The following is a 26,066-nucleotide window of genomic DNA, read 5'->3' on the forward strand; positions in this document are numbered from 1 at the left end:
AAAGTCTATATTTTGGATACTATTATCTGAAATAAACCAGATAAAATGAATTTAAAAAAGAGGGATTATTCTCTAAGGAAATGGGGAAGCTCCACAGTATAACTACTTTAGAGGGAAAATCTTAAGGAGGAATAGGATGAAAAAATATATAAAGTGGATACTTTTAGGGCTCCTTATGGGAGTAATAATATTTATGGTGAAGCTGCCATCCATGGTTCAGGGCTTTGCTGTGACCAGGCTGGAGGAAAACCTGGGAAGAAGGGTGGAGGCTGGAAGGTTCCGGTACAACTATGCCAGAAACATCCTCTATATAGAGGACTTTAAGATATATGAGGAGGACGGCGAAAGACTCTTTGCTTACTTTGAGTTTTTCAATGTAAATATAGATATAATCCATCTCATAAGGGGGGTCTTCTATATCAGGGAGCTCACCCTGGTGGATCCCTCTTTGAGGATAGAGCATAACGGTGAGAGGTGGAACTATGAGGATATCCTGGAGAATATAGGAAGGGAGAAGAAGGAGGAGGCAGCTGGCAAGGAGGAAGGCTTCATAAAGAAGGTGGATCTGAAGGATGTCACTGTGGAGAGCTTCGTTCTCTACTATGAGGACAGAGTAATAAAGGCTGAAAACGACTTTACCCTGGAAACACCCCAGATCCTCTATGAGGGGGGAATCTTTACCCTGGACTCAGTTATAGACTTCTATAAGAAGGGGAAGATAGCTGTAGATATAGAGTATAAGGAAGATGGTTCACTGGCAGGAACCCTGGAGACGGAAAAACTCCTTCTAAATGATAAACTCTATATCCCCAAGGCCATCTATAATTTGGAGAGTATAGAGGGAGTGGTGGACAGTGCCCTTGAGTTTACAGGGAATGTTAAGACCCTGGACTTCACAGTAAAGGGAACCCTGGACGGAAGGAAGCTCAGGGTGGTCTCCAAGGAGATGGGGGAGCTCTTCTATCTGGATACCCTCAAGGGAGAGGTAGAGGAGATAACACCCCTCCAGGGAAGGTACCGGATCAGGGGAAGCGAGATATCGCAGGGAAGGATAGATATAGTCAGGATAATGGAGTATACAGATTCCATCTCCTCTCCAGAGGAGGAAAAGGAAGAAGTGGCTGAGGAAGAGAAAACTCTGGATATCAGAGTGGATAGCTTTAAAACAGCGGGTATTGACCTTACCACTCCATGGGGTAACTTTACACAGATAGAGGGAGATATCCAGAAGTTTAACAGTGGCAGGGGAAGTAAGTTCTTCCTCAACACCTCCTTTGTCTACAACGGGGACACCCAGGTGGGAGTAAGGAGTGAGAATACCCTGGTAGAGGGATTAAATATAGGGGCTGAAACCCTTATCTCCGTAGGAAATGTGAAGATTACAGGTAAGGATCTGGAGTTTCTTAAAGATTTTATCTCAGAGGAGAGAAGCTACGACTTCTCCTCGGGAGCCATTGATTATGACACCGAATATACCTATGCATATCCGAAACTGTCTCTAAAGAATACCCTTGTGGCAGATAAGCTGGTTCTCAACAACCTTATGGAGAGCTATCCCCTTTTGAGTGCAGGGAAGGTATCCACTGAAAACACCGTAGAGTATGATTTTAAAGAGGGAGGTTACAGAGTGGCGGGGGATATAGAGCTTGGAGAGGTTACCGTTGCCGATAGGACAGGAAGGAATGCTATCCAGGGAAGGGAGCTTAGAGCAAGTATCCAGGAGATAGTCAGTGGAAGGTATCTTCTGGATACCCTCATTCTCAACAGCTGGAGGATAGTATTGGAGAAGGGTGAGGAAGAGGAGGGAGCTACCCAGGAGGGTACAGAATATCCCATAGTAGGTATAGAAGACCTCCAGGTATCGGACACCACAATTACCGAGGAACGGTTTACCCTGGGAATAGTAAGTTTCAGGGGAAGCAGCCTGGGGACCCAGAAGGGAGTATCGGATATAGATCTTCGTGGTACCTTCAACGGAGCAGCAGTTGAGATCAGTGGAAGATCCGAGAGAATAAAGGAGATAAAGAGGGCAGAGGACCTTAAAAACCTTACCTTTAATGGAAGGGCACAGGTGAGATCCCTGCAGCTGGAGGATATAGATCTCTTCCTTGAGGAGAAGTATAACCTCAAGGGGTCTGCAAATATAACTTCCAGTATAGATTACTCAGGGGATAACCTGGATACAGATAATACCATCACCATGACTGGGGCCTCCCTGGAAAGAAAGGATATAGCCTTAAACTTTGATAACCTCACATCCAATAATACCCTTTCAATGAAGGATGGAAGGTATACAGTGGATGGAGGCCTCTCCCTCCAGGTGGAGGAACTGACCCTTACCCAGGATGGGGAAGAGTATACCCTGAGGGGTTACGTGGACATAAAGTCCAGGGGAAGCTACTCAGAGAAGGATCTCACCACGGAAAACTTTGTCTTCCTAGAGGGAGTGTCCATTGAAGGGGGAGGTCTGGTCGGCGGATTAGGCACTCTTACCTCAAAAAATACCTTTTCAATGGAGGGGGAAGCCTACAACCTGGGAGGAGAGGTAGAGGTCAACAATGGAAGGATGAATGTAGAGGGGATAGAGTCTACCCTGAAGGAGGGAGATGCCCAGATAGTCAGGATCACTCCAGAGGAGGTAAGGCTTAACCTTCTTCACCTGAAGGATCCCATGGTAAGACTCACAGGAGATGCTGCCCAGGAGGAGACAGATCTAGAGAAAGAGGTGGATGATGAGGCAGTGAAGAAGGCTGTAGAGGAGAGGGAGAGTAGACCCCACCTTGCAGTGAAGAAGTTCCTTCTAGAGGAGGGACGGGTGGAGTACAGGTCTCCCGACCTCAAATACAATATAAAAAATATCCTTGTGGATGTGGATAACTTTACCACAGAAAAAAATAGGGAGTTTAGCGGCATGATGGAGGGGGGCCTTACAGGAACAGGAAGGGCAGAGGCTGAGTTTGTCTCCTCCCTTGAAAGGGACTGGGACTTCAACCCCACAAGCTTCAATATAGAGGGAAACTTCGAGATATCCAACCTGGATCTTCTGGACTTCAGGGAATACCTCTCCCACAAGCTCCCCAATGAGATAGATTCCGGAAAGCTTTACTACAAGGGAGATGTGAGCCTAGAGAAGGGTAAGTTTAAGGGGGAAAACCTCATTATAGTAAAAACTGTATATATAGGGGATAATACCGAGGTCAAGTCTGCAGTGCCCCTAAAGCTGGCTGTGAATATACTGAAGGACAGGAAGGGGAACCTGGAGCTAAATGTCCCTGTATCTGGAGACTTCAATGATCCCAAGTTCGGAGTCTACAGGGTTGTTCTCCATGCAATAAGGAATATCCTGGTAAAGGCAGCCACCTCACCGGTAAATATCCTCTCCAAGACCTTCCGTCTGGGAACAGGAAATGTGATAAGTCTTGAGTATGATTACCTTGCTACCACTCCAAAGGTTAAATACAGATCCACCCTGAAAAAGGTAGTTCAGATGATGGAGGAGAAGGAGGAGGTAGATGTGGTATTTACCCTCTTTACCAACAGGGAGGAGGAGAAGAGAGTTCTCAATGAAAAGCTCAGGGAGGAGAAGTTCTTCAAGAGGGATACCAAGGATGAGGAGCTAGAAGAGAAGGTAGATGAGATCATGGCAGAGAGAAAGAGGGAGATAGAGGACTACTTCAAGGGAAGGTTACTGGAAAAAAGAGTGAAGGTGGAGATATCCGACCTTCCTCGGGACAGACCTAGATCAAATATAGACTTTGTTATAGATTAGAAAGAATTCCTATCTTTCTGTAAGCTGGTAAATAAAAAAACGCCTCAACCGAGGCGTTTTTTTATTATTAAGAGAGTATAAAATTTATAAAATAATAACTTGAAATATCCAGTGATCCCATTTGATATTTCCGTTGATTGGATGCAGCGTCACGTTGCTTTTTAATATCTTATATCCTCACCATTTCCTACCTCCAGCTCTCTGAGCTTGAAGTAGAGGTAACGTACAATCTCATATTCAAATGGTGAACCAGTTCCGTGGTACCTGAAGTCTATATTAGCTCTGGTATCTATACCATTGAGGAGCATAATTTCCAGATCGCTCTGGCTGGCATCAGCTATCTCTAAAGGATCGGTGTATCCTCTGAAGACAGTATCAACTCCGAGACCAGTGGCATCCCTCACATTGGATGGTCCAAATAGAGGGAGTACCAGATATGGACCGCTCTTTACTCCATACTTGGCCAGGGTAAGTCCAAAGTCCTCCTTCTGCCTACTCAGTCCCACCTTGGTAGCCACATCGAATATTCCAAAGACCCCGAAGGTGGAGTTTATGGCAAATCTGTTAAAGGTAATAAGGGATTTCTTTGTTTCTCCCTGAAGAACGGAGTTGGTAAAGGTCTTTACCTCTCCCAGGTTCTTAAAGAAGTTATGAACGCCCTTCTCCACAGGATCGGGAGTAACAGTTTGATATGCCCTTGCTGTAGGAAGAAGGACATACTTATCTAACTTAGCATTAAAGTAATACATCCTTCTGTTAAATGGTTCCCAGGGATCATAGACTCCCACCAGGTCTGTACTATCCTCTACACCAGTTTCCAGGATACTCTTCTCCTCAACAGTGGTATTTCTGTTTGAAAGGGAGCTGCAGGAAACTCCAAAGACTATAAGAAGGATTATCAATAAGTATTTATTTTTCATCTATAAGCACCCCTTCTTCAAAGAATTTCAGCATATTTTTTACATTTGGTTCAAAATACATATTACCACAGTGTCCCCCGAGAGGGTAGATTATAGATCTTCCCTCGAAGGTACCCCTTAAGAACTCAAGGTTTTCAGGGGTAAGGATTAGTTCATCCTCATTTGTAACCATGGCGATCTTATCCGAGGAACGGAGGTATGATTCTATCTCATGGAGGTCAGCCTTTGCCACCAGATCATCAAAGGTAAATCCAGGATAGATGTCCCTGTAGTGGGGATAGGCTATCCTTTCAATATACTCACTGAAGCTTGCCCCGTTAATCCTACGCCATACCGGGGTCATGCTCTCAAACTTCTTAGGTTCGTGATCCACATAGACTCCCTTTTGGTTGAGCATATCTGTAAGATAGTTGATATCTATGGAGATAAATCTAAAGGCAATACCTATAAGAGCAGCCATCTCCTCCTGGGTAAGAAGGTCATCCTTAAATATCTGGTAGATAGTCTCCTCACTTATCTCCACGTCTCCGTCAAAGTGCTTGATTATCTCCTGAAGGATATTTTCAATGAATCCTCCAACCTGATCTCTTCCTCCTGGTATGTTGTCATCCAGCATATTATCCAAGATCTTAGCTGAATCATAGAGGTTTACAGCGGGATTTATCATGAGGACCCTCTTGAAGTCAAAGTACTTTTCGGTTTCATCGATGAGGGATACATAGGCAACCTGAGTACCTCCCATACTGTATCCAGTAAGGTAAAAATCAGTTACATCTATCTTATCTTCCACCCTTTCATAGGCAGCTTTCATAACCCTGTAGATGTCATGGCTGTCGTTAAAGAGCAGTCCAGGAACCTTCACATTGGAAGCTGTTACAAGAAAGTTCGAGTTAAAGGGAGAGGAGATAAGAATTACATGGTATCCGGCGTCATAAAATATTCTTTCAAAGGCCTTCATCTTCCACGATTCATATCCAGTCCCTGTTCCCGCTACTACAAAGATAAGGGGGGCTTCCCCACTTTGCTTTGAAAGGGAAAACTTAAAACTGTCCTGGTACCAGAGAGTTTTATGGGGTTTTGTAAAGGGAGGAACCTTTATGGAGTAGGACCTGCTTGGGACCTTCTCGCTGACTCCCTCTGTAAGCATAGTAGAGCTACCTAAGATAGTGGCCTTATAGGGATCACGTGCTGGAAAGTTGTAATCCTCTAGGGCAAAACAAAGGGAACTTACAAGTAAAAGTAAAACTAGTATCTTTTTCATGGTTATTCTCCTATAGTGTTTAATTTTATCTTATTCTACACCAATAACAGAGGGTTTTCAAGGGAAAGAAGGTGTGAGGCCAGCAAAATAGGATAAATAAAATGAGAGGGTTAAAGAATTAACCCTCTCAAAAGTTTTAAATTATTATTTTATATATAAATCTTAGAAGATGTCGTAGTTGTTATCAGCTAGAGCATTCTTAACCTGCTCTCTGTGCTCGATGTTGAAGCACTCAACTACAAGGTCTACTTCCTGCATTCCGATGTCAAGGTTCTCTCTGTACATTGACTGATACAGTGTAAGGATGTTTGCGTTGTTTTCAGCGATTAACTTAAGAAGTCTCTCAAGCTCTCCAGCTTTATCGTGGATTCTTACCTTGAATCTGAATCTTCTTCCTTCCTTGATAAGAGCCTGGTTAAGGATTCTCTCCATAAGGTTGATATCGATGTTACCTCCAGAGATAACAGATACGATGTTCTTACCCTTCTCTTTAATCTTTCCAGAAAGTACAGCTGCCACTGCAGTAGCTCCAGCTCCCTCTGCAACAACTTTACTCTTCTCCATTAGGAATAGTAGTGCCTGAGAGATCTCAGATTCAGTAACTGTAACAATCTCATCTACATTTTCTCTGATGATTTCAAATGTAAGGTCTCCAGCTCTTCTTACTGCGATACCATCTGCGATTGTAGGACTAGAATCGATAGTGTGAACCTCATTCTTTTCAATAGCAGCCTTCATAGATGCAGCATTAGCAGCCTCTACTCCGATTACCTTTACGCTTGGCTTAAGAGCCTTTATAGCAGTAGCGATACCAGCAAGGATTCCTCCTCCTCCGATTGGAGCAACTACTACGTCTACATCCTCAAGATCCTCTAGGATCTCAAGACCGATAGTTCCCTGTCCAGCGATTACATACTCATCATCAAATGGGTGAAGGAATGTAGCTCCAGTTTCTTTTTGGATCTCGCAAGCCTTAGCGTATGCATCGTCATATACAGAACCGTGTAGTACTACTTCAGCTCCGTAGTTCTTTGTAGCCCATACCTTAGCCAGTGGTGCAGTAGCAGGCATTACGATAGTCGACTTGATTCCAGAAGCTGTAGCTCCCAGTGCAACTCCCTGAGCGTGGTTTCCAGCAGATGAAGCGATAACTCCGTTTGCCTTCTCCTCCTCTGAAAGGTTAGCGATCTTGTTAAGAGCTCCTCTTACTTTGAACGATCCAGTCTTCTGTAGGTTCTCAAGTTTGAAGAATACCTTGTTTCCAGTTAACTCCTCTAGTGTAGGACACTCAACAAGAGCAGTTCTCTTGATAGAATCCTTTACAGTATCATAAGCCTTCTTTATATCGTTAATTGTAACTTTTTTTGTCATTTGTTTTCCTCCCATAATTTTGCTATATGGGTATCCTAAAACATTTTTTCAAAAAAAGCAAATTTTTTTCACAAAAATGAGTATTGAAATAAAACTTTTAATCTGTATAACGTACAATCAGAACATTATACACATAAACTTACTTGTGAATTAAGGAATTATAGCCCTTGATATTGCTGGCTTTCAGAGGAGGTGGTCGTTTCAAAAAAACAGACTATTAATATTAATAATATTTAATATTAAATACATATAAATATTAAATTCTGAAAAAATTAGAAGATACTCAGGGACAATTCCTTGGAAAGATCCTTTAAAAGGGAGTATCCACCTATGGAGTTCCCCTTCTTATCCAGGCTTGGGCCGTAGATACCAATTCCCATCCTTCCAGGAACTACAGAGCATATTCCTCCACCTACTCCAGACTTACTAGGGACTCCCACCATTAGGGCAAACTCCCCGGAACCGTCATACATACCACAGGTAACCATTAGAGTTTTTGCTATCTTGGCTACATACTCACTGACAACCCTTTCACCGTTGCTGAGTACACCACCCCTTGCCAGGAAGAGAGCTACCCTTGCCAGATCCTCAGCTGTAACAAGGATGGAGCACTGTTTAAAGTATACATCCAGAGCATCCTCTACATCACCGTCGATATATCCCTCTCCCTTCATAAAGTATCCCATAGCTCTGTTCTTGTTTCCAGTTTCCTTCTCTCCCCTATAGATATCCTCATCTATCTCCAGGGTATCGTTTTCACATATCTTTCTGAAGAACTCCAGTACCCTTCTGAATTTATCCTGGGCGTCCCTTCCCTTGATAAGGGCTGTAGTAGCTATTGCCCCTGCGTTAATCATAGGGTTAAAAGGCTTATGCGTATCATGGGTCTCCAGCTTCTTGATGGAGTTAAAGGCATCTCCAGTAGGTTCCATTCCCACCTTGGAGAAGACGTGGTCCACACCGTTATCCAGGATGGCCAGCATAAGGGTAAGGGGTTTGGATACACTCTGTATGGTAAACTTAACGTCATAGTCTCCCACTCTCTGTACCGTACCATCTGTCTTCATGATGCACAGTCCCAGATGATTCCTGTCTGCCTTATCCAGTCCGGGAATATAGTCTGCCACACTTCCAAACTGGCACTTAGCCCTGTTTTTTTCCAATAGTTTATTTAAAAACTGCTCCATTTAAAACCTCCAAATTTTCATTATGAACTTAGTCCATGATAAATATATCATACTTTACAATAAAAAAAATTATATTTCTAGTATTGTTTTAAAATAAGATGACCGATATATAGCACATAAAAACAAGATGACTTCTCTATGCCAGTATTATAGTTTATCTTTTAATAGATGCAAAGGAATAAACTACTCCTATAAATATAAAAAAATGCTAATAACTCAGATCACCACCATAAATTAAAGATATCTTTAGAAAAAATAAAACTCCCTAAAAGTAGGGAGTTTTAATGTTTGATCCCCTGATCAGTTATTGTCCCTAGTTGTATTTCTAAGGATGAGCTCCGTTGGGATAATAACCTTGATGGGAATCTTCTTTTGATTGTTAAGCCTCTGGGTCAGAAGGTTTACAGCTTCCTCCCCCATAAATTCCGAGTGGATCTTTACTGTGGATAATGAGGGAAAGGTAAACTTAGCTGAGGGAATATCATTGACACTGATTATGGAGATATCCTCAGGTACTCTGATCCCCCTCTCATTGAAAGCCCTCAGAGCTCCTATAGCCATGGAATCATTTCCAATGAAGAAGGCTGAGGGGAAGTCCCCTCCCTGGGCGATCTCGCTGGCCATCTTGTAGCCGGACATAGAGGAGAATCCTCCAATGTGAATATCCTTCTCATTGAAGATATCCTTATAGGAGGTATATTCCCTGAAGGCCGCTTCCCTCTGATCCAGTTCATCACAGTCCCTTCCTCCGATAAAGCCTATCCTGTTGTGCCCCTTAGCCAGGAAGTGGTCGATGACCCTCTTGGTTATCCTGGTGAGATCCACAACTACAGAGTCATACTTCTCATCGTCTGGAGAGTAGTCCACAAAAACTATGTTCTCAGAGATCTTTTCCAGGGCAGAGAGGTCCTCCCCCTGAAAGTAGCCCACTGCAATAATTCCATCCACATCCTTTATCTTAGAGTGGATGCTGGATTTTATGTCGGGATAGTAGTATTTCTTTATAGTAAGCTTCTTTTCCTTTGCCTGGCTCTCTATTCCATATCTTATAGAGAGGTAGTAGGAGTCGTCGATCTCTCCCTTTTCCCTGTAGCCTAAAATAAGAGCAACTTTAAACTTCCTTTCAGAACTTCTGGTGCTCTTAGAGTATCTTGTAGCTATTGTTTTATATTGAAGTTTTTCCGCCACTTCAAATATCTTGGTCCTTGTTTCCTCACGGACATGGACACTTTCATCTTCATTTAAAACTCTTGAAACTGTAGCAGGAGAAACACCTGCCTCAGCTGCAATATCCTTTAAGGTTGCCATTTTCTCCTCCTAGAAGTAAAACTTTTCCTTTCTAAAATTATATCATCATATGTACAAAAATACAATTTATAGGAAGTTAAAGGGAAGGAGCCGGATATGATTTAAGGAAAACTTTTATCAAAGAGAGGCTCCTCCCCACAACTATAATAATTTTAATCTGAAACTATTCCTTGAGAGCTCCTCCAAGTATCCCCGAGATAAACTGCTTCTGCAGCACCAGGAAGATAGCTATAACTGGAAGTGTAGAGAGGGAAGCTCCCAGAAGCACCTGTCCGTAGTCAACCCTTGAAAGTCCCACAAGGGATGAAAGAGCAACTGGAAGGGTCTTCATAGACTGATCGTTCAGTACGATGAGCTGCCACATAAAGTTACCCCACTGTCCCATAAACATGTAGATTCCAAGGGCGGCGATAGCCGGCTTCATAGTTGGAAGGACTATCTGGAGAAAGATTCTCAGCTCTCCGCATCCGTCGATCCTGGCTGCCTCTATAAGGGAATCTGGAACCTTGAGCATATTCTGTCTCATAAGGAAGATACCAAAGGCACTTGCGATCCCTGGAATTATTACAGCCTTGTAGGAGTTTAACCAACCAAAGGCCTTCATAATGTCGAAGAGGGGTATCATAGTAGCCTGTCCCGGCAGCATCATAGTGAGCAGTATGGCACTGAATAAAAACTTCTTTCCCTTAAACTCATACTTTGCAAAGGCGTAGCCTGTAATTGTGCTCATAGCCAGGGTAAAGATTGTGTAGATTATAGATACATAAAATGAGTTAAACATAACTTTTTTCAGGGGTATCTGAGCACTTAGGTTCCGGTAGTTTTCAACTAGGTGATTCCCTGGAGTCATCTTAGGGGGAAAAGCAAATATATCTGCAGATGCATTTGTAGCCCCTATGAACATCCAGTAGAAGGGAAATATAGATATGAAAAATCCCAGAATAACCGCTGAGTAGATAATAACTTTTTTAAGTGTAGAATTAGATTCCACCATTTTCTTCCCCACCTGCCTTCATCTGTAAAAATGACATAATAGCTGTAAGAATTAGAAGTATACATGAGATTGCAGAAGCATAACCGAAGTTAAGGTTCATGAATCCCTGGTTGTAGAGGTATAGTCCAAGGGATATAGTGGAGTTGCTCGGTCCCCCCTTGGTAAGAATAAATGGCTCACTGAATAGGTTTATAGTACCTATGGTAGACATGAGCATGGAGAAGAGCATAATAGGCTTCATCTGAGGTATTGTGATGTAGAGGAACTGCTGTAGCTTTGTAGCTCCGTCTATCTCTGCGGCCTCATAGAGGGTATTTGGTATCCCCTGAAGTCCAGCAAGCATTATAACCATGTTGTATCCCGTCCACCTCCATGTAAGGGCAAGCATGATAGATGCCTTGGCCCAGAATGGGTGTATAAGCCACGGTATCTCCTTTATCCCCACAAGGGAAAGAACGTAGTTTAGCAGTCCCTTATCACTTAAAAAAAGTGAGAAGATAATGGAGTATGCCACCATCTCAGTTACCGATGGAAGGAAGTAGGCTATTCTAAACTCAGCCTTCCACTTAAGGAGTTTTGAGTTTAGAAGTACAGCCAGTATAAGGGAGAGCCCCGTCATCACAGGCACCTGAAATCCCATATAGATAAAGGTATTTCCCAGGGCCTTATAGAAGACCCCGTCGGAAAATAACCTTGTATAGTTTTGTATACCGTTGAAAACATAGCTTCCCCTCTCAAACTTGTAGAAGGACAGCATAACCGTTCTTAAAAATGGATAGATGGTAAATAATGAAAACATTATCACTGCCGGTGCTATAAAGTAATATGGAGCAGTTTTTTTATCCATTTTTAATCTGAGGGTAAAGGGCTTTTTTGTCCTTTTGGCCTCTCTTTTTAATACACTTTCCATAGCTCCTCCTTGGATTACTTTGCAATAACTCTTCCAGTAGCTTCGCTTATAGCCTTAGCAGCCTTTTCTAGCTCGGTCTTTGGATCCTTTGATCCTGTAAGTACAGCAGCCTGAGCAGCAAGTACATAATCCCCAGCCTCTGAACTGTCCTCATTGCTGTAGTTCTTATTGATATTTGGAACGATATCTGAAAGGAATCTTCCCACCTTCTGTCCTGCAAAGTATGGATCTCCCAGCTCGAAATACTCGTCCTTAAATGAAGGAAGGTATGCAGGGAAGAGGTCATACTTCTTATACATCATTACCTGATTCTCCTTGTTTACAAGAGCGTTTTTGATAAACTCCCATGCAAGCTGGTGATTCTTAGACTGTGAAGGGATAGCAAGGGAAGCTCCCCCGACATAGTTTGCTGTATTCTGTCCCTCAGTGAAAGCAGGGAATGGGATAACTCCCCACTTACCGCTCTGCTCTGGCATCTGGTCCTTGAGGGTTCCTCCCCACCATCCACCATAAGCAACAGTTGCTACCTCGCTGTTCTTTGTAGCAATAACAAGGGTATTCCATGAATCGGCATTATATGTGAGCCCCTCATCCAGCATCTTCTTCTGAAGGTTAAAGGATCTTAAGCTCTCCTCATTTCCTACTATAATCTCTCCCTTCTCATTGAAGGTTCCAGACCCCTGGGAGTTCATGATCATGTTGTGGACATATGCTCCCTTGGCATAGTTTATCGGGAACATCTTTACTTCAGGGTTGGCAGCCTGAACAGCCTTACCTGCTTCTATAAAGTCATCCCATGTAACGATAGACTGTGGATCGATACCAGCCTTGGCAAACATATCTCTTCTGTAAAACATCGCTCCTGGAGCAGAATCCCAAGGAAGAGCAAGGATATGACCTTCAAATGAACCAAGCTCCCACTTACTCGGGTCGAAATCCTCTCTAAGGTTACCAGCTACCGGAGTAAGATCTACGAAACCATTTGGAAAGTTAGGCGGGTACTTAACAAAGGCATCGGTCTCTACAGTAACAATATCAGGAAGACCGGTATTTGAGTTAAGTCCGATTGTAAGCTTCTGATATGTATCTCCAGTACCGACCTCCTCTACAATAACCTTAACATTTGGATAGATCTTGTTAAAGCTTTCTACAGTATCTCTAAGTCCCTTAGCTGCCACATCCCAAGACCAGATCCTCAGCTCTGCCACAGTGTCCTTAGGCAGTACCTCAGTGGAAAGCTCCTGAACCTCCTGGGTCTTGTTGCCCCCGCAAGCTGTCATAAGCATAGAAATAATTAAAAGAACAATACTAAATATTTTTTTCATAACTCCCTCCCTCTGCAATTATTAATAAAAAGATAAAATTAATGCCCTTTGAATCCTTATACAGTGTACTTTGAATTTAACGCCACCTCATCTATCTGGTCCTTTGAGAAGGGAACAAACAGGAGGGAGTAGTCAAACTCCTTTGCTTCCAGCTTATATTGCGGCAACTGTTCCTGACCACAACTGTTACTACCCAGACCGTTTTGAGCATAGTCCAGGTTCAGGGTGATAAACTCCCTTTTTCTGAGTTTATTTTGGTGTGTTGCTGTTTCTAGGTCCTCAGTGGTGTAGTAGTGGGCTGAGAAATCAATAGGTCTGCTTCCCTTGATGAAGAGGCCATCGCCCTTGTTTGTTGTAAGGGAAACCCACATGGTGTCTGTTCTGTTACCATTTTCCTGGGGATAGACATAGTTGGTGAAGAGACCCTCTACATCCATTCTGTATACTCCCAGGAGGTTTGCCAGCTTGCTGTCGCAGTAGGATTCTCCCTCTCCCCTGCCATACCATGCTGTCTTAGAGTAGTCCCCCTTTATTCCAAGCTGCAGTCCAAGCTTTGGAAGCATAGCAGGAAACTCATTTTTAGGAACCCCCTTGAGAGAAACCTCTAAAATACCCGAGTTGTAAATCCTGTAGATATAGGTAATATCGTACCCATACTCAAATACAGGAGGAGCTACCCTAGTGGTGGTAGTAACTTCAACAAATTTATCTTCTATATTATAGTCAACTGAGAAGACACTTTCAGCAGTGTGCTTAAAGTACTTTTTGTCCCAGATCTTCTTTACATACATATCGTTGTCTATGGGAGCCCTCCACATATTAAATGCCGGCGATCTTTCTATGACCTCTCTTTCATTTAACTTGTAGCTGAGAAGCTTTCCTCTGACCTTACAGAAGGTGATGGAGAACTCGTGCCCTGTAACTGTAAGGGCATGATCCTCCTCCTCTACATTTAGCGGAAGGTTAACTATAGGTGATGAGTACTCCTCCTCCCTATATATAGGAAGCTTTATCTGCTCCCTGGTTACCTCGTGTCCGGCCTCTGCCCAAGGGGTGGAGCTTCTTGTAACCACATACATATTCAGCCAGTGATCGGTATTTTTAACTAGAGCCCTTACTGAAGCAATATCCAGTGTAAGATCAGCACTCTCCTGAGGCAGGATAGCCTCCAGGTCCTGGCTTCCGCTTAAAAGGATCTCCTCTCCAGCACAGACCTCCCACTTTAGAGTAAAGATATCCAGCGGGGTGAAGTCCAGCATGTTTTTTACCTCTACCCTCCCCTCCTCCATATTTAATGGGGAGATCTTAACAGGCTCGATAACCTTCTTATACTCCTTCAGTCCCGGAGATGGTGTCTGATCTGGGAATACCAGCCCGTCGATACAGAAGTTGGAGTTGTTCGGATAATCTCCATAGTCCCCACCATAAGCATAGTAAGGTCTTCCCTCCTCGTCCTCCATGTAGATACCGTGATCTATCCACTCCCAGACAAATCCCCCCTGGATATTCTCATACTTGTAGAATACATCCTGGTACTCCTTCAGTCCACCGGGGCCGTTACCCATGGCGTGGGCATACTCACATATGAGCCTTGGCTTGCTGTTCTCCTCCTGTCCGAAGCCATCCATCTTTTCTGTGCTGGAATACATGGTACTTATGATATCCACAACCTCAGCTTCCCTGTCCTCCTCATAGTGGATAGGCCTTGTACTGTCTAGCTCTCTGCATCTTGCAGCCATAGCTCTGAAGTTGTCTCCAAATCCAGATTCATTTCCAAGGGACCAGAAGATGATGGATGGGTGGTTCTTCTCCCTGTGAACAGCTCTCTCTATCCTGTCTACATATGCATCCCTCCATGAGGGGTTGCAGCTCAGACGGGAAAGGTCCTCCACCCACATGAACCCGTGGGCCTCCAGGTCCGTTTCAGCCATTACATATAGCCCCAGCTCATCGCAGAGGTCGTAGAAGTATGGCTCATTTGGATAGTGGGATGTTCTTACAGCATTTATATTGTGCTGCTTCATAAGGATGAGATCCCTCTTGATCCTCTCCTTGGATACGGTCCTTCCATTTCTGGGATCGTGGTCGTGCCTGTTTACTCCCTTTATCATAAAGTATCTGCCGTTTAGGTAGAACTTATTTCCCTTTACCTCTATGGTCCTGAAACCTACCCTCTGACAGATAACCTCCCTTGTCTCCCCGACACTCATCTCAATGAGAAGCTTATAGAGGTAGGGATCCTCTGCACTCCACTTTCTCGGATTTGCAACATCAAAGGTAGTGCTAATGCTGCTATTCCCTGCGGGATAGCTCCTTTCCTCTGAGTGGACGATCCTTTCATCCCTGTCCAGAAGGGTGTAGGTAACCTTGATCTCCTCCTGAGTTTTTCCAGCCACTGCCATATCTACATTAAGCTGGGCATCTCTGTAGTCAGCATCCAGGTCAGTTCTTATAGTTAAATCCTCTATGTGAACCCTCTCCCTTGAGATAAGGAATACATCTCTGAAGATACCGCTCAGCCACCACATATCCTGATCCTCTATATAGGAAGCCTCCGACCACTGGAGGACCTTCACATCTATCTTGTTTCTTCCCTCCTTTACAAAGGAGGAAATATCAAATTCAGCTGTAAGCCTGCTTCCCTTGCTCATTCCTACCTCGTTGCCGTTTATATAGAGGTAGAAGATGCTGTCCACTCCGTCAAATCTGATGATGGTCTCCCCTGAGAGCTCCTCAGTAGACATGTAAAAATCCCTGGAGTAGAGTCCAGTTGGATTTTCACTGGGAACATGGGGAGCATTAACTGTAAAGGGGTATCCCTCATCTGTATACTGCATCTGCCCGTATCCCTTTAACTGCCAGCAGCTAGGAACCTCTAATCTGTCCCATGAAGAGTTATCGAAATCTTCAGAGTAAAATTCTTTAGGGACAAGGAGTGGGTTTTCATAGTAGGAAAACTTCCACATACCATTTAATAGTTTAAATCCCTTTGAGTCTCCAGGCTGATTCGAAAGGGCTTTCTCCCTGCTGTCATATGTAAAGAAGTGAGCCCTTGGGTTTAGTCTGTTCTTATGTAACAGCCCTTCATTTTCCCAATCTAACATTTCATACCTCCGCTTTAGTAAAAATTTTACTAAATTATAGTTAGATATTTTACCAATGTCAACTAATTTTGTATTTAAATTTCAAAAAAAGTTATAAGTGGTTGTTTAAGGTACACCAATATAAAGAAAAAACTTTGAAAATCTATTGACAACAGGGGTAGTAGGGGCTATACTCTTAAAAGTTTATTTTTAGTAATTTTTTTACTAAAAATATAACTAGTTTTATGTAACTGGATTTAAATGGAATCTTGTACTAATATTAAAGTATAGGGAATTTAAGGAGGTAGCGATGAAGGGAAATAAGTTACACATAATAGCAGACTTAGCTCTGGTGCTGGTGGCAATAATTTGGGGATCGGGATTCACGGCCAGTAAGATAGCGCTGGACAGCGGATTTGGCCCATTTTATATGATGGCCTTCAGATTTACAATAGCAGCTGTAATTATGAGGGTGGCTCTGCACAAAAAGTTAAAGAATATAACCAGGGATGAGTTAAAGGCCGGGGCCATAGTAGGGGCATTCCTCTTCTTTGCCTTTGGGACTCAGACGGTGGGACTTATCTTTACAACCCCATCTAAGAATGCATTTCTGACAGGAACCAATGTAGTAATGGTGCCATTTATCTACTGGGCAATAAGCAGGGTGAAGCCTGATATCTATTCCATCATAGCAGCAGTTGTATGCTTTCTGGGGATAGGAACCCTCTCCTATGATGGAAGTTTCTCCATGGGAATAGGGGATACCCTTTCTCTGATCTGTGCTGTTGGGTTTGCCTGTCATATCAGCTTAACGGGTTTCTTTGCCAAGAAGGTGGATGTAATAAAGCTGGCCTTTCTGCAGATGGTCTTTGCAGCTATCCTCTCCTTTGGAACGGCCATCTTCTTTGAGGACCTTCCGGCGGAGTTTAGCAGAACGGGAGTACTGTCTATAATCTATCTGGGAGTCTTCAGTACTATGGTTGCTTTCTTCCTTCAGACGGTGGCCCAGAAGTACACCACTGCTTCAAGGACAGCTATAATCCTTTCCACAGAAGCAATCTTTGGTACCCTCTTCTCGGTAATCCTCCTAAGTGAGCAGCTCACTGTGAATATGATAATAGGTGGATGTGCTATCTTTGCAGCTATCATAACAGTGGAAACCAAGTGGGAGTTTCTTAAGAAAAAAAAGGACTACAAGCTGGAGTCCAGATAGATAATTTTTAGGGGAGCTAGGAGGATAGCTCCCCTAATTTTGTATAAACTATATCATAGTATTAAAGGGGGAGGAGTAAAGTGGAGCGAAGAAAAGTGTACAAAGATGTATTAAAACTGGCTCTTCCCGCTGTGGGAGAGATGCTTCTCTATATGACTATCTGGATCTTAGACACCCTCATGGTGGGACAGTATGGGGGGAGGGTATCCCTCAGTGCTGTAAGCTTAGGAGGAGAGCTTCTCTATACATTCATTTCTATATTTGTAACCATGGGTATAGCAGTAGCCATGACCTCTCTCATCTCCAGAAAGCTGGGAGAGGGAGACCTAAAGAGTGCCAATGAGTACGCCAATGTGGGAGTTTATATAGGTAGCAGTATGACCCTTGTATTTTTCATTGTCTTCAACAGGTTCAGTGGAGGACTTTTGGAAGCAGCTGGAGCTAAGGGTCAGGTATTAGAGGAGGGGAGCCTCTATCTCAGTATATGTTCCTGGGCCATGCTCTTTACCATGGGGAGGCACCTGCTAAATGCCATCCTCAGGGGGGAGCAAAATACCAGGGTTCCCCTCTACAGCTCAGCCATAATGATGGTGACCAATCTCTCCCTGGACTATCTTCTCATCTTTGGGATAGGGATCTTTCCAGAACTGGGAGTAAGGGGGGCTGCCATAGCCACAGTAGCTTCAGGAGTGGCAGCCTTTATCTATACCCTCCACTATGTTCAGACAAAGGATGGAATAAGGATCAGCCTTAAGTATATTTACCTTATTCGAGAAAAGAGTGTTGAGATGATAAAGTTAGCCCTTCCGGCTTCCTTTCAGGAGGCTTCCTCCAGTCTTTCCAGACTTCTTGTGGTATTTATGATAATGAGAAGCGGGGAGATAAACTTTTCAGCCAATCAGATAGCGGTGACTACAGAGTCCCTCTCCTTCATGCCTGGGTGGGGGTTTGCAGTGGCCTCCACCACCATGGCGGGATTTAAGTATGGGGAGAAGAAGTACAGGGAGCTTAAGGAAGTAGTGAGGGCAAACCTGGAGCTCTCCATGATGATAATGGGGGGAACGGCCGTCATATTTCTAATATTTCCAGAGAGGCTGGTATCCCTCTTTATAAAATCAGATGAGGTAGAGGTGATAAGGCTTGCAGCTCTCTGTATCAGGATAGGGGCCTTTGAGCAGCTGCAGCTGGCTGTGACCATGGTACTGGACGGGGTACTTAAGGGAATAGGAGACACAAGGACTCCCTTTATTATATCTGCTACATCAGCGTGGCTTATAAGGGTTCCCCTGGCTTCCCTGATCTTTTTCGTACTGAAGCTGCCCATCTACTATATGTGGTACGCCCAGGTTGTCCAGTGGACGATCCATGCAGGGGTTATCTACTATGTCTATAGGAAGAGGATAGCCGAGATCATAGAGGTGGAGAAGGGTTTGGAGGTTGAGGAGCTAATAGAGGATTCAAGATAAAAGGGAGGAGCTTTAGCTCCTCCCTTTATTTTGTTAATGAAAGTATATAATTTACAGAAAATGCTTGAAGCAATCAGAGCTCCCTTTAATTATAAGGATGCAACGTCACGTTGCTTTATATTATTTTATCTCCTTAAGGATCTCGTATGCCAGATCCTCCTTAGGCATCTCAGAGATATCCTTCATCTCCCTCTCCTTGAAGAGGAAGACAACCTTATTCTCATCTCTCTGCATGTAGTTTACAGAGTTCCCCACGATCATATCCAGGTTCTTTCTCTCCAATTTCCCCTGGGCATTTATCAGGAGGTTTTCACTCTCAGCAGCAAAACCAATGAGGAACTGATCCCTCTTCTTCTCTCCCATGGTCTTTAAGATGTCGGGATTTCTGTCCAATACCAGGGTAAGGTCCCCCTCCTTCTTCTTTATCTTGTTTTCAGAGTACTTCTTAACCTTGTAGTCGGCTACTGCAGCACAGGCAATGGCAACATCCATACTATCATACCTAGACATAACAGCCTCATACATATCCTGAGCACTTACCACATCGACCACTTCATCGACCTCGGTTGGTCTCGGGAGATTAGTAGGTGCTGATACAAGGGTGACATGAGCTCCCATTTTCTTTGCAGCCATTGCCAGGGAGTATCCCATCTTACCGGTAGATCTGTTGGAAAGGAATCTCACTGGGTCTATAGCTTCCCTTGTGGCTCCTGCAGTTATGATTACCTTCTTTCCAGCCAGGGTCTGAGGGACCTCAGTGAACTCCTTTTCCAGGATATCTACGATGTCCTCCTCCTTCTTAAGCCTTCCCTTGGCATTGACATTGCACGCCAGGAACCCTTCGTCTGCTTCTATAAATTTGTAACCGTATCCCTTGAGCTTATCTACATTCTCTCTCAGGATAGGGTTGGAATACATATTTACATTCATTGCCAGGGCAAAGTAAACAGGTACTGTGGCAGCTGAGATTACAGTGGTAAGCATATCGTCAGCTATTCCATTGGCCACCTTTCCCACAACATTGTATGTAGCAGGAGCAACAAGAATCACATCTGCCCACTCAGCAAAGGAGATATGCTCTACCTCCACGTTTGGTTTCTTCTCCCACATATCTGTAACTACCCTGTCCCTTGCAAGGGTCTCCAGAGTAAGAGGTGTAATTATCTCAGTGGCGCTCTTGGTCATGATTACCCTTACATTGTGTCCCCTCTTCTTTAACATAGAGATTATGTTAGCCGCCTTATATGCTGCAATTCCTCCAGTTACTCCCAGTAGTATATTTTTCTTCATAGTCTTCACCGTCACTTTTCTAGTTATATAGTCGTGAGATGAATTATCAGCAATTTTTTTGTGAATAATCCATATCATGACGAGTTTATTTATTTTATCATGTAATATAGAGAAACTATATTACATAAACAGGTTTTTTATTATAATTTCCTTTAACCTACCTTCAGATATATTCAGTCCCAGCTCCTTCTTCAGGGATGCAATCCTCTCAAAGGACAGGTTTTCGCTGTCGATCCTGTTGTCTATCCTTATATTTTCCATATCATCCTCGGAGAACTCATTTATAATTCTCAGGAAATCCTCACCGTAGTTTTTAAACTTTTGGTTACCGATCCCTCTTACCTTGAGCATCTCCCAACGGTTGACAGGCTTTCTCTCAGCCAGTTCCATAAGGGTGAGGTCCGAGAAGATAATATATGGTGCCACATCCTCCTTCTCGGCAATCTCCCTTCTCAGTTCATTGAGCCTTTCAAAGAGAGGGTCCTCATAGTAGTCGAAGGATACCACCTCATCCTTTCTTCTCAGAAGGGATTCCCTTTCCTTGAGAAGATCGAAGGACCTGCCGTTTAGCTGGAGTACAGGGTAGCTTCCGGCACTCTGGGTGAGGTACCCTTCAGAGGTGAGGTAGTTTATAAACTCCTCCAGTTCATTTCTCTTATAGTGGGACATGAGGCCGAAGGTGGAGAGCTTGTCCAGTCCCTTCCTCTCTATCTTGCTGTCCCTCTCTCCTAGAAGGATCTTGGTAACTGTATAGCTTCCTAGGCTGCTCCTGCTTCTTCCCACAAGGGAGAGGACCTTCTGTGCATCCACAGTGAGATCCACCACATCCTCAGCACCGTGGCAGTTTTCACAGTTCCCGCAGTAGTTCTTTATCCTCTTATCCCCAAAGTACTTGAGGATATACTCCCTGAGGCAGGAGTTTATAGAGGAGTAGTTTACCATGGCATCCAGCTTCTTAAACTTCTCCATCTTCAGCTTATCGCTGGTCTCCTCATTGTTGTCTATAAAGAACTCCTGGGTATTCACATCCTCCTCGTTGTAGAGAAGGATACACTCACCACCTCCACCGTCTCTTCCGGCTCTTCCAGCTTCCTGGTAGTAACTCTCCAGATCACTTGGGATATTTCTGTGGATAACAAACCTTACATTGGATTTATCTATTCCCATTCCGAAGGCATTGGTGGCTACCATAATCCTTAGCTTGTCCCTGATAAACTCCTCCTGATTTGTCTTTCTCTCCTTCTCATCCATTCCCCCGTGATACTTCCCCACGCTGAAGGCCTTTAACTTCAGGTAGGCATAGAGGCTGTCTACCTCCTTTCTGGTAGAGGCGTAGATGATACCAGGCTGCCTTCTGTGCTTCTCCAGATAGGAGACGATAAACTGCTCTGGGTCCTCCCCCTTCTTCACAAAGAACTTAAGGTTGGGCCTGTCGAAGCCGTCTACATATACCATGGGGTTTTCCAGTTGGAGCTTTTCGATGATATCCTTTCTTACCTTGGGAGTTGCTGTGGCAGTAAGGGCGGCAACAGGAAGCTCCCTCCCCAGAGACTTTATAAACCTGGGAATCTCAAGATATGACTTTCTGAAATCGTGCCCCCACTGGGATATACAATGAGCCTCATCCACAGCAATAAAGGAGATATTCAGACCACCGATGAAGTTTGTAAACTTTTCATTAATAAGTCTCTCTGGAGCCAGATAGAGGAGCTTTATCTTATTTTGCCTGAGTCTTCTCATTGTAGCGGCATACTCCTCCCTGGAAAGGGAGGAGTTGAGGTAGGCGCTGGAGATACCCAGCTGGTTTAGGGTATCCACCTGATCCTTCATAAGGGAGATCAGGGGAGAAACCACTATGGTAATTCCGTCAAAGATAAGAGCAGGTATCTGATAGCAGATGGATTTTCCCCCCCCTGTAGGTAGGATTCCAAGGGTATCCCTTCTCTTAAGGATCCCTTTGACTATCTTTTCCTGTCCAAAACGAAATTCCTCATATCCATATATATCTTTAAGTAAAGTTCTTGCTCTATTTAACATGAAAAACCTCTTTTGAATTTATAGTTATTGAATGAATAGTTATCATTCATATGACGACTAGTTTACTCCTTAAAGAATTAATTTAAGGCTAAACTATAATAGGAAGGCCTAAGCCTTCCCTATTATAACAAACTTTATGAGTTTTTTAAACTTAAGCGACTTATTCACACTTGGAGAAACCACAGCTTCTGCACGAGTAGCATCCACCTGAGATCTCCAGCTCCTCCCCACACTCTGGACAGAGAGCCTTGTGTTCATCTAAACTTCTCTCCCTTGCACTGAAGAGGAGATCGAGCTCAGCCTTCTTCTCCTGGGCCTTCTCATAGTCGTTTAATCCCATCTCCCTCTCAAACTCCCTCAGAAGGAAGAGGATGGCTGATGGACAGGTATTACCCTTAGTGATCTGCTGTCCCCTACCCTTGGCAAGGGCAAAGGAGGTACATCCACTGAGGCCGCTTATGGCTCTCTCCATCATAAAGAGGTTTCCTCCAAGCCTGAGCATACCGGACATATAGATGGCCACAGCCTGGATATTTTTCTCGCATCCCCCCTGTCCGCTTCTGATTACATAGATATCCTGAATAGTCTGCTCCTTAGGGGAGTATCCGATCATTACCTTGAGCTTTCCGCACCCTATTGTAATAGCCTTTGGATAGTAGATTGTATCTGGGGCTATAGGCTTCAACTCTCCTCTAGGGTAATCCTTAGTAGTCTCTAGGCTGTCGGTGGTAAGGATTCCCTCTCTGGCACATCCAGCTCTGTAGATGGTCATTCCCTTGAGGCCATGCTTCCACCCCTCTAGGTAGAGGTTCTCTACCTCCTCGGTAGAACTTTTATTTACAAGGTTTATTGTAGAGGAGATGCTGGCATCTATCCTCTTCTGCCATACCCCCTGCATCTTAATCCTGTCCAGTGGGTTAAGGTTCTGGGCTGTAATGAAGTACTCTGGGAGGTTTTCCTCCTCCTTGATCTTGTTGACCTCCATATACTCCCTTGCTATGGGAGTAAACACCTTGTAGCTTACATCCTTTCCATGAAGACTCTCGGTCTTTCTGGTGTAGGAGAAGGCAAAGTTAGGCTCTATACCAGTGGAGATCTGAAGCATAGTACCAATACTTCCAGTAGGAGCAATGGTGAGAAGCTGTGAGTTTCTCAGACCATGGGCCTCCACCAGCTTTTTTGTCTCATCGCTTGTGTTTTCCATATAGTATGGAGAGGCACAGATCTTTTCTCCCTTATACTGAGGAAATGCTCCCTTATCCTTGGCAAGAAGAGCACTGGCTGCAATGGCTGTATCTGCAATGGTAAAGATCACCTTGTCACAGAACTCCAGAGATTCAGGAGATCCGTATTTCAGCTTCAGCTTTATGAGCATATCCCCCACTCCCAGTACTCCAAGTCCAATCTGTCTCCAGTCCTCTACAGATCTTCTCTGTTCCTCCAGTGGATGCAGTGGAAGTCCTTCATCCAGTACATTGTTCAGGGCCCTTACCGATTTTCTTACTACATCCTTTAGACGGTCAAAGTCAAATTTTCCTTCGCCATCTATAAATGTAGGTAGGATGATTGAGCCTAGAAGGCAGCTTCCCCCTGCTGGGAGCGGCTCCTCAGCACAAGGGTTGGTCCCTGCATACTCAAACTCCTCATCCTCACTGAGGAGGTTCCAATTCTTTATCCTGTCCCAGAAGAGGATCCCCGGTTCAGCGAAGTTCCAGTTCTGCTTAGCTACCTCCTTAAAGAGGTGGTGGGGAACTACTTTTTTCCTCAGGATCTCCCCTGTACTTTCAATGATAAACTTATTCTCATACTCCTCTTCAGTTGTGACGGCTTTCATAAACTTATCGTCCACCCTGAGGGAGATATTGGCTTTCTTTATCTTCTCCAGATCCGATTTGATGGTTATAAAATCCTCTGCATCTGGATGGTTTATATCCAGGGAAAGCATGAGGGCCCCCCTACGTCCATTTTGCCCGATGATATCCGTAGTGAGGTTGTAGAGCTCCATAAATGAGATGGACCCGCTTGTAAACCTCGCAGAGTTATTTACGTGAGCCCCCTTGGGTCTCAGCTTGGAGATATCCACTCCGCATCCTCCCCCAAAGGAGTAGGTCCTTGCAAGCTTCTTTGCAGTATCGAAGATAGACTCTATATTGTCCTCTGGAGGACTTATAACATAACAGTTGGAGTAGGTAACCTTTCTTCCAACCTTCTGAAGCCCTCTGTTGGAAAGGATCCTTCCTGCAAAGATAAACTCCTTGTTATAGATCATATCCCTCAGCTCTTCATCTCCTCCTGAAACCCTGTCCAGCCACTCTGGAAAGTTCTCCCCGTCAAATCTGTATTTATTTCCCCATATATCCTTACCCAGTTGATTCTCTTCTCCCAGCCACTTATCTATATTCATCTCTACCCCCGAAAAATAAAAATCATAAAACACAAGATGATGTGTTCCATATGAATATATACCCTATTTCTTGTGTAATAGAAATATCTTTAGGGGAAAAAAAGACCCATTAAATTTACATTCCCTTTTTAGAGGCTTAAAATTATAGAGGTTTAAAATAAAAAAATATTAAAAAAACTTGAACAATTTAACTAATATTAAAGAGGGAAATGTGTTATTATTGTTAATAACAAAAAAATAGGAGAATAAAGATGTTAAATTCATTAAATAGTGTAGTTATAATATTTACCATGATAGGTATTGGGTTTCTCCTCACAAAGAGGGGGATACTGGATGAACATACCAACCAGATATTTTCCAAGCTGGTAATCAATGTTTCCCTGCCGATAATGATGGTGATAAGCTTAAGTGAGAGGTTTACAAGGGAGGAGCTCTTCAGGTCGGGATGGTGGCTGGCAATCTCCTTCTCCTGCGTTATCCTCTCCTACTTCGGGGGAAAGCTACTGGCCAGGGTAACCAAGTGCAGGTCGGAAGGAGTATTTCTTCCCATGGTGTCCTTCTCCAATACAATCTTTATAGGTCTACCTGTAAATGTTGCTATCTTTGGAGAGAGGTCCCTTCCCTATGTATTTCTCTTCTACCTGGCAAACACAGTTCTCTTCTGGACTCTGGGAGTTGCTAAGTTAAGCGGAAGAGAGGGGGGAGCTAATATAGGGGAAGCCCTTAAAAAGTTAATCAACCCTCCCCTTATGGGATTCATTGTAGGGGTATTTCTCATCATTACCGGGATAGAGATATACTCTCCAGTTAAGGAGGCACTGAGATATATAGGAGGAATAACCACTCCCCTCTCCCTCTTCTTCATAGGAACGGTTCTGGCAAACCAGGATCTGGAAGGCCTTAAGATAGGAAGGAAGGAGATTGTTATGCTGGCCGGTAAGTTTTTTATGGCTCCTGCGATAACAATAGTAATCCTTACAATAGCAGGGAGCTTTATTGAGATACCAACTCTCCTAAAGCATGTGTACCTCATCCAGGCTTCCATGCCCTCTATGACCAATGTGGCAATTGTATCCAGATACTATAACAGGGACTATAAGTACGCTTCCCTTATGGTAGGGATGTCCACACTGTTTTGTATCTTTACCATTCCAATCTACTCCTTTGCACTGAACTTCATAAAGTAAAAAGGAGTGTGACACTCCACCCATTTTGATTTTTCTTAACAATAAAAAAGAGGAGTAAAACCTACATTGGTTTTTACTCCTCTTATTAGTTATCTTTTAATTGGAATATTTGCTACAAGAGCAGTTCTTCTTCCATTATCCTCTACTTCAGCCATCTCAAGGTTTAGGCTTTCCACATCGATATCCACATACTTGGAGATACTCTTAATTATATCCTCTCTAATCTTCTCCATAACACTTGGAGAGATATTGCTTCTGTCGTGGATTAAAACCACCTTAAGTCTGTCCTTGGCTACATCTTTAGAGGTACTTTCCTTCTTAAATAGTGATAAAAAACTCAT

The 26,066-nt window shown here is 43.7% G+C and carries 17 protein-coding genes; 4 read left to right on the top strand and 13 right to left on the bottom strand.

Annotated features, from left to right (window positions below):
- Positions 1-118 precede the first annotated feature (118 nt).
- Positions 119-3,769: a DUF748 domain-containing protein gene (locus QMG11_RS12450; protein ID WP_444980838.1), complete on the top strand. Its 3,651-nt coding sequence runs from the start codon at positions 119-121 to the stop codon at positions 3,767-3,769.
- Between the two features lie 161 nt (positions 3,770-3,930).
- On the opposite strand, the gene QMG11_RS12455 is transcribed toward QMG11_RS12450, so the two are convergent.
- The 9 genes from QMG11_RS12455 to ebgA form a co-directional block, all read right to left on the bottom strand.
- A complete protein-coding gene (locus QMG11_RS12455; protein WP_281836361.1) occupies positions 3,931-4,689 on the bottom strand; it encodes an MlaA family lipoprotein in 759 nt (252 codons plus the stop codon).
- Positions 4,679-5,950 carry a serine/threonine protein kinase gene (locus tag QMG11_RS12460; protein WP_281836362.1) on the bottom strand — a complete coding sequence of 424 codons (1,272 nt, stop codon included), beginning with the start codon at positions 5,948-5,950 and terminating at the stop codon, positions 4,679-4,681. Before QMG11_RS12460 ends, QMG11_RS12455 begins: the two co-directional genes overlap by 11 nt.
- Before the next feature lie 162 nt (positions 5,951-6,112).
- Positions 6,113-7,321 carry a threonine ammonia-lyase gene (gene ilvA / locus QMG11_RS12465; RefSeq protein WP_281836363.1) on the bottom strand — a complete coding sequence of 403 codons (1,209 nt, stop codon included), beginning with the start codon at positions 7,319-7,321 and terminating at the stop codon, positions 6,113-6,115.
- 272 nt (positions 7,322-7,593) lie between these two features.
- The gene (glsA, locus tag QMG11_RS12470) at positions 7,594-8,508 is read right to left on the bottom strand and encodes a glutaminase A (RefSeq protein ID WP_281836364.1); all 915 of its coding nucleotides are present in this window, start codon (positions 8,506-8,508) and stop codon (positions 7,594-7,596) included.
- Between the two features lie 300 nt (positions 8,509-8,808).
- Entirely contained in the window at positions 8,809-9,816 is a 1,008-nt protein-coding gene (gene ebgR / locus QMG11_RS12475) for a transcriptional regulator EbgR (protein WP_281836365.1), read from the bottom strand.
- Between the two features lie 163 nt (positions 9,817-9,979).
- On the bottom strand, positions 9,980-10,810 hold the full coding sequence (locus QMG11_RS12480; RefSeq protein ID WP_281836366.1) for a carbohydrate ABC transporter permease: 831 nt from the start codon (positions 10,808-10,810) through the stop codon (positions 9,980-9,982).
- Positions 10,797-11,720, bottom strand: coding sequence for a carbohydrate ABC transporter permease (locus tag QMG11_RS12485; protein WP_281836367.1), 924 nt, complete (start codon positions 11,718-11,720; stop codon positions 10,797-10,799). The genes QMG11_RS12480 and QMG11_RS12485 overlap by 14 nt, the downstream gene beginning before the upstream one ends.
- 14 nt (positions 11,721-11,734) lie before the next feature.
- Complete coding sequence (locus QMG11_RS12490) at positions 11,735-13,045, bottom strand: ABC transporter substrate-binding protein (protein WP_281836368.1); 1,311 nt, start codon at positions 13,043-13,045, stop codon at positions 11,735-11,737.
- Positions 13,046-13,101: 56 nt separating this feature from the next.
- On the bottom strand, positions 13,102-16,149 hold the full coding sequence (ebgA, locus tag QMG11_RS12495; RefSeq protein WP_281836369.1) for a beta-galactosidase subunit alpha: 3,048 nt from the start codon (positions 16,147-16,149) through the stop codon (positions 13,102-13,104).
- A 289-nt stretch (positions 16,150-16,438) separates the two neighbouring features.
- On the opposite strand from ebgA, the gene QMG11_RS12500 reads away from it, so the two are divergent.
- On the top strand, positions 16,439-17,341 hold the full coding sequence (locus tag QMG11_RS12500; protein ID WP_281836370.1) for a DMT family transporter: 903 nt from the start codon (positions 16,439-16,441) through the stop codon (positions 17,339-17,341).
- A gap of 80 nt (positions 17,342-17,421) precedes the next feature.
- Positions 17,422-18,807 carry an MATE family efflux transporter gene (locus QMG11_RS12505; RefSeq protein WP_281836371.1) on the top strand — a complete coding sequence of 462 codons (1,386 nt, stop codon included), beginning with the start codon at positions 17,422-17,424 and terminating at the stop codon, positions 18,805-18,807.
- Positions 18,808-18,927: 120 nt separating this feature from the next.
- Here the strand turns inward: QMG11_RS12505 and coaBC are convergent, their stop codons facing one another.
- The 3 genes from coaBC to QMG11_RS12520 all read right to left on the bottom strand — a co-directional run bounded on the left by coaBC (position 18,928) and on the right by QMG11_RS12520 (position 24,538).
- Positions 18,928-20,097, bottom strand: a complete 1,170-nt coding sequence (gene coaBC / locus QMG11_RS12510) for a bifunctional phosphopantothenoylcysteine decarboxylase/phosphopantothenate--cysteine ligase CoaBC (protein ID WP_281836372.1) — start codon at positions 20,095-20,097, stop codon at positions 18,928-18,930.
- 120 nt (positions 20,098-20,217) lie between these two features.
- Positions 20,218-22,134 (bottom strand): DNA helicase RecQ, encoded by a 1,917-nt coding sequence (gene recQ, locus QMG11_RS12515; RefSeq protein ID WP_281836373.1) that lies wholly within the window; start codon positions 22,132-22,134, stop codon positions 20,218-20,220.
- A 160-nt stretch (positions 22,135-22,294) separates the two neighbouring features.
- Positions 22,295-24,538 carry an adenosylcobalamin-dependent ribonucleoside-diphosphate reductase gene (locus QMG11_RS12520; RefSeq protein WP_281836374.1) on the bottom strand — a complete coding sequence of 748 codons (2,244 nt, stop codon included), beginning with the start codon at positions 24,536-24,538 and terminating at the stop codon, positions 22,295-22,297.
- Positions 24,539-24,789: 251 nt separating this feature from the next.
- On the opposite strand from QMG11_RS12520, the gene QMG11_RS12525 reads away from it, so the two are divergent.
- Positions 24,790-25,725, top strand: a complete 936-nt coding sequence (locus tag QMG11_RS12525; protein WP_281836375.1) for an AEC family transporter — start codon at positions 24,790-24,792, stop codon at positions 25,723-25,725.
- Between the two features lie 89 nt (positions 25,726-25,814).
- Here QMG11_RS12525 and minE read toward each other — a convergent pair whose 3' ends face one another.
- The gene (gene minE, locus QMG11_RS12530) at positions 25,815-26,066 is read right to left on the bottom strand and encodes a cell division topological specificity factor MinE (RefSeq protein ID WP_281836376.1); all 252 of its coding nucleotides are present in this window, start codon (positions 26,064-26,066) and stop codon (positions 25,815-25,817) included.

Origin of the sequence: Propionigenium maris DSM 9537 (genome assembly GCF_027925155.1) — a bacterium.
Lineage (GTDB): Bacteria > Fusobacteriota > Fusobacteriia > Fusobacteriales > Fusobacteriaceae > Propionigenium > Propionigenium maris.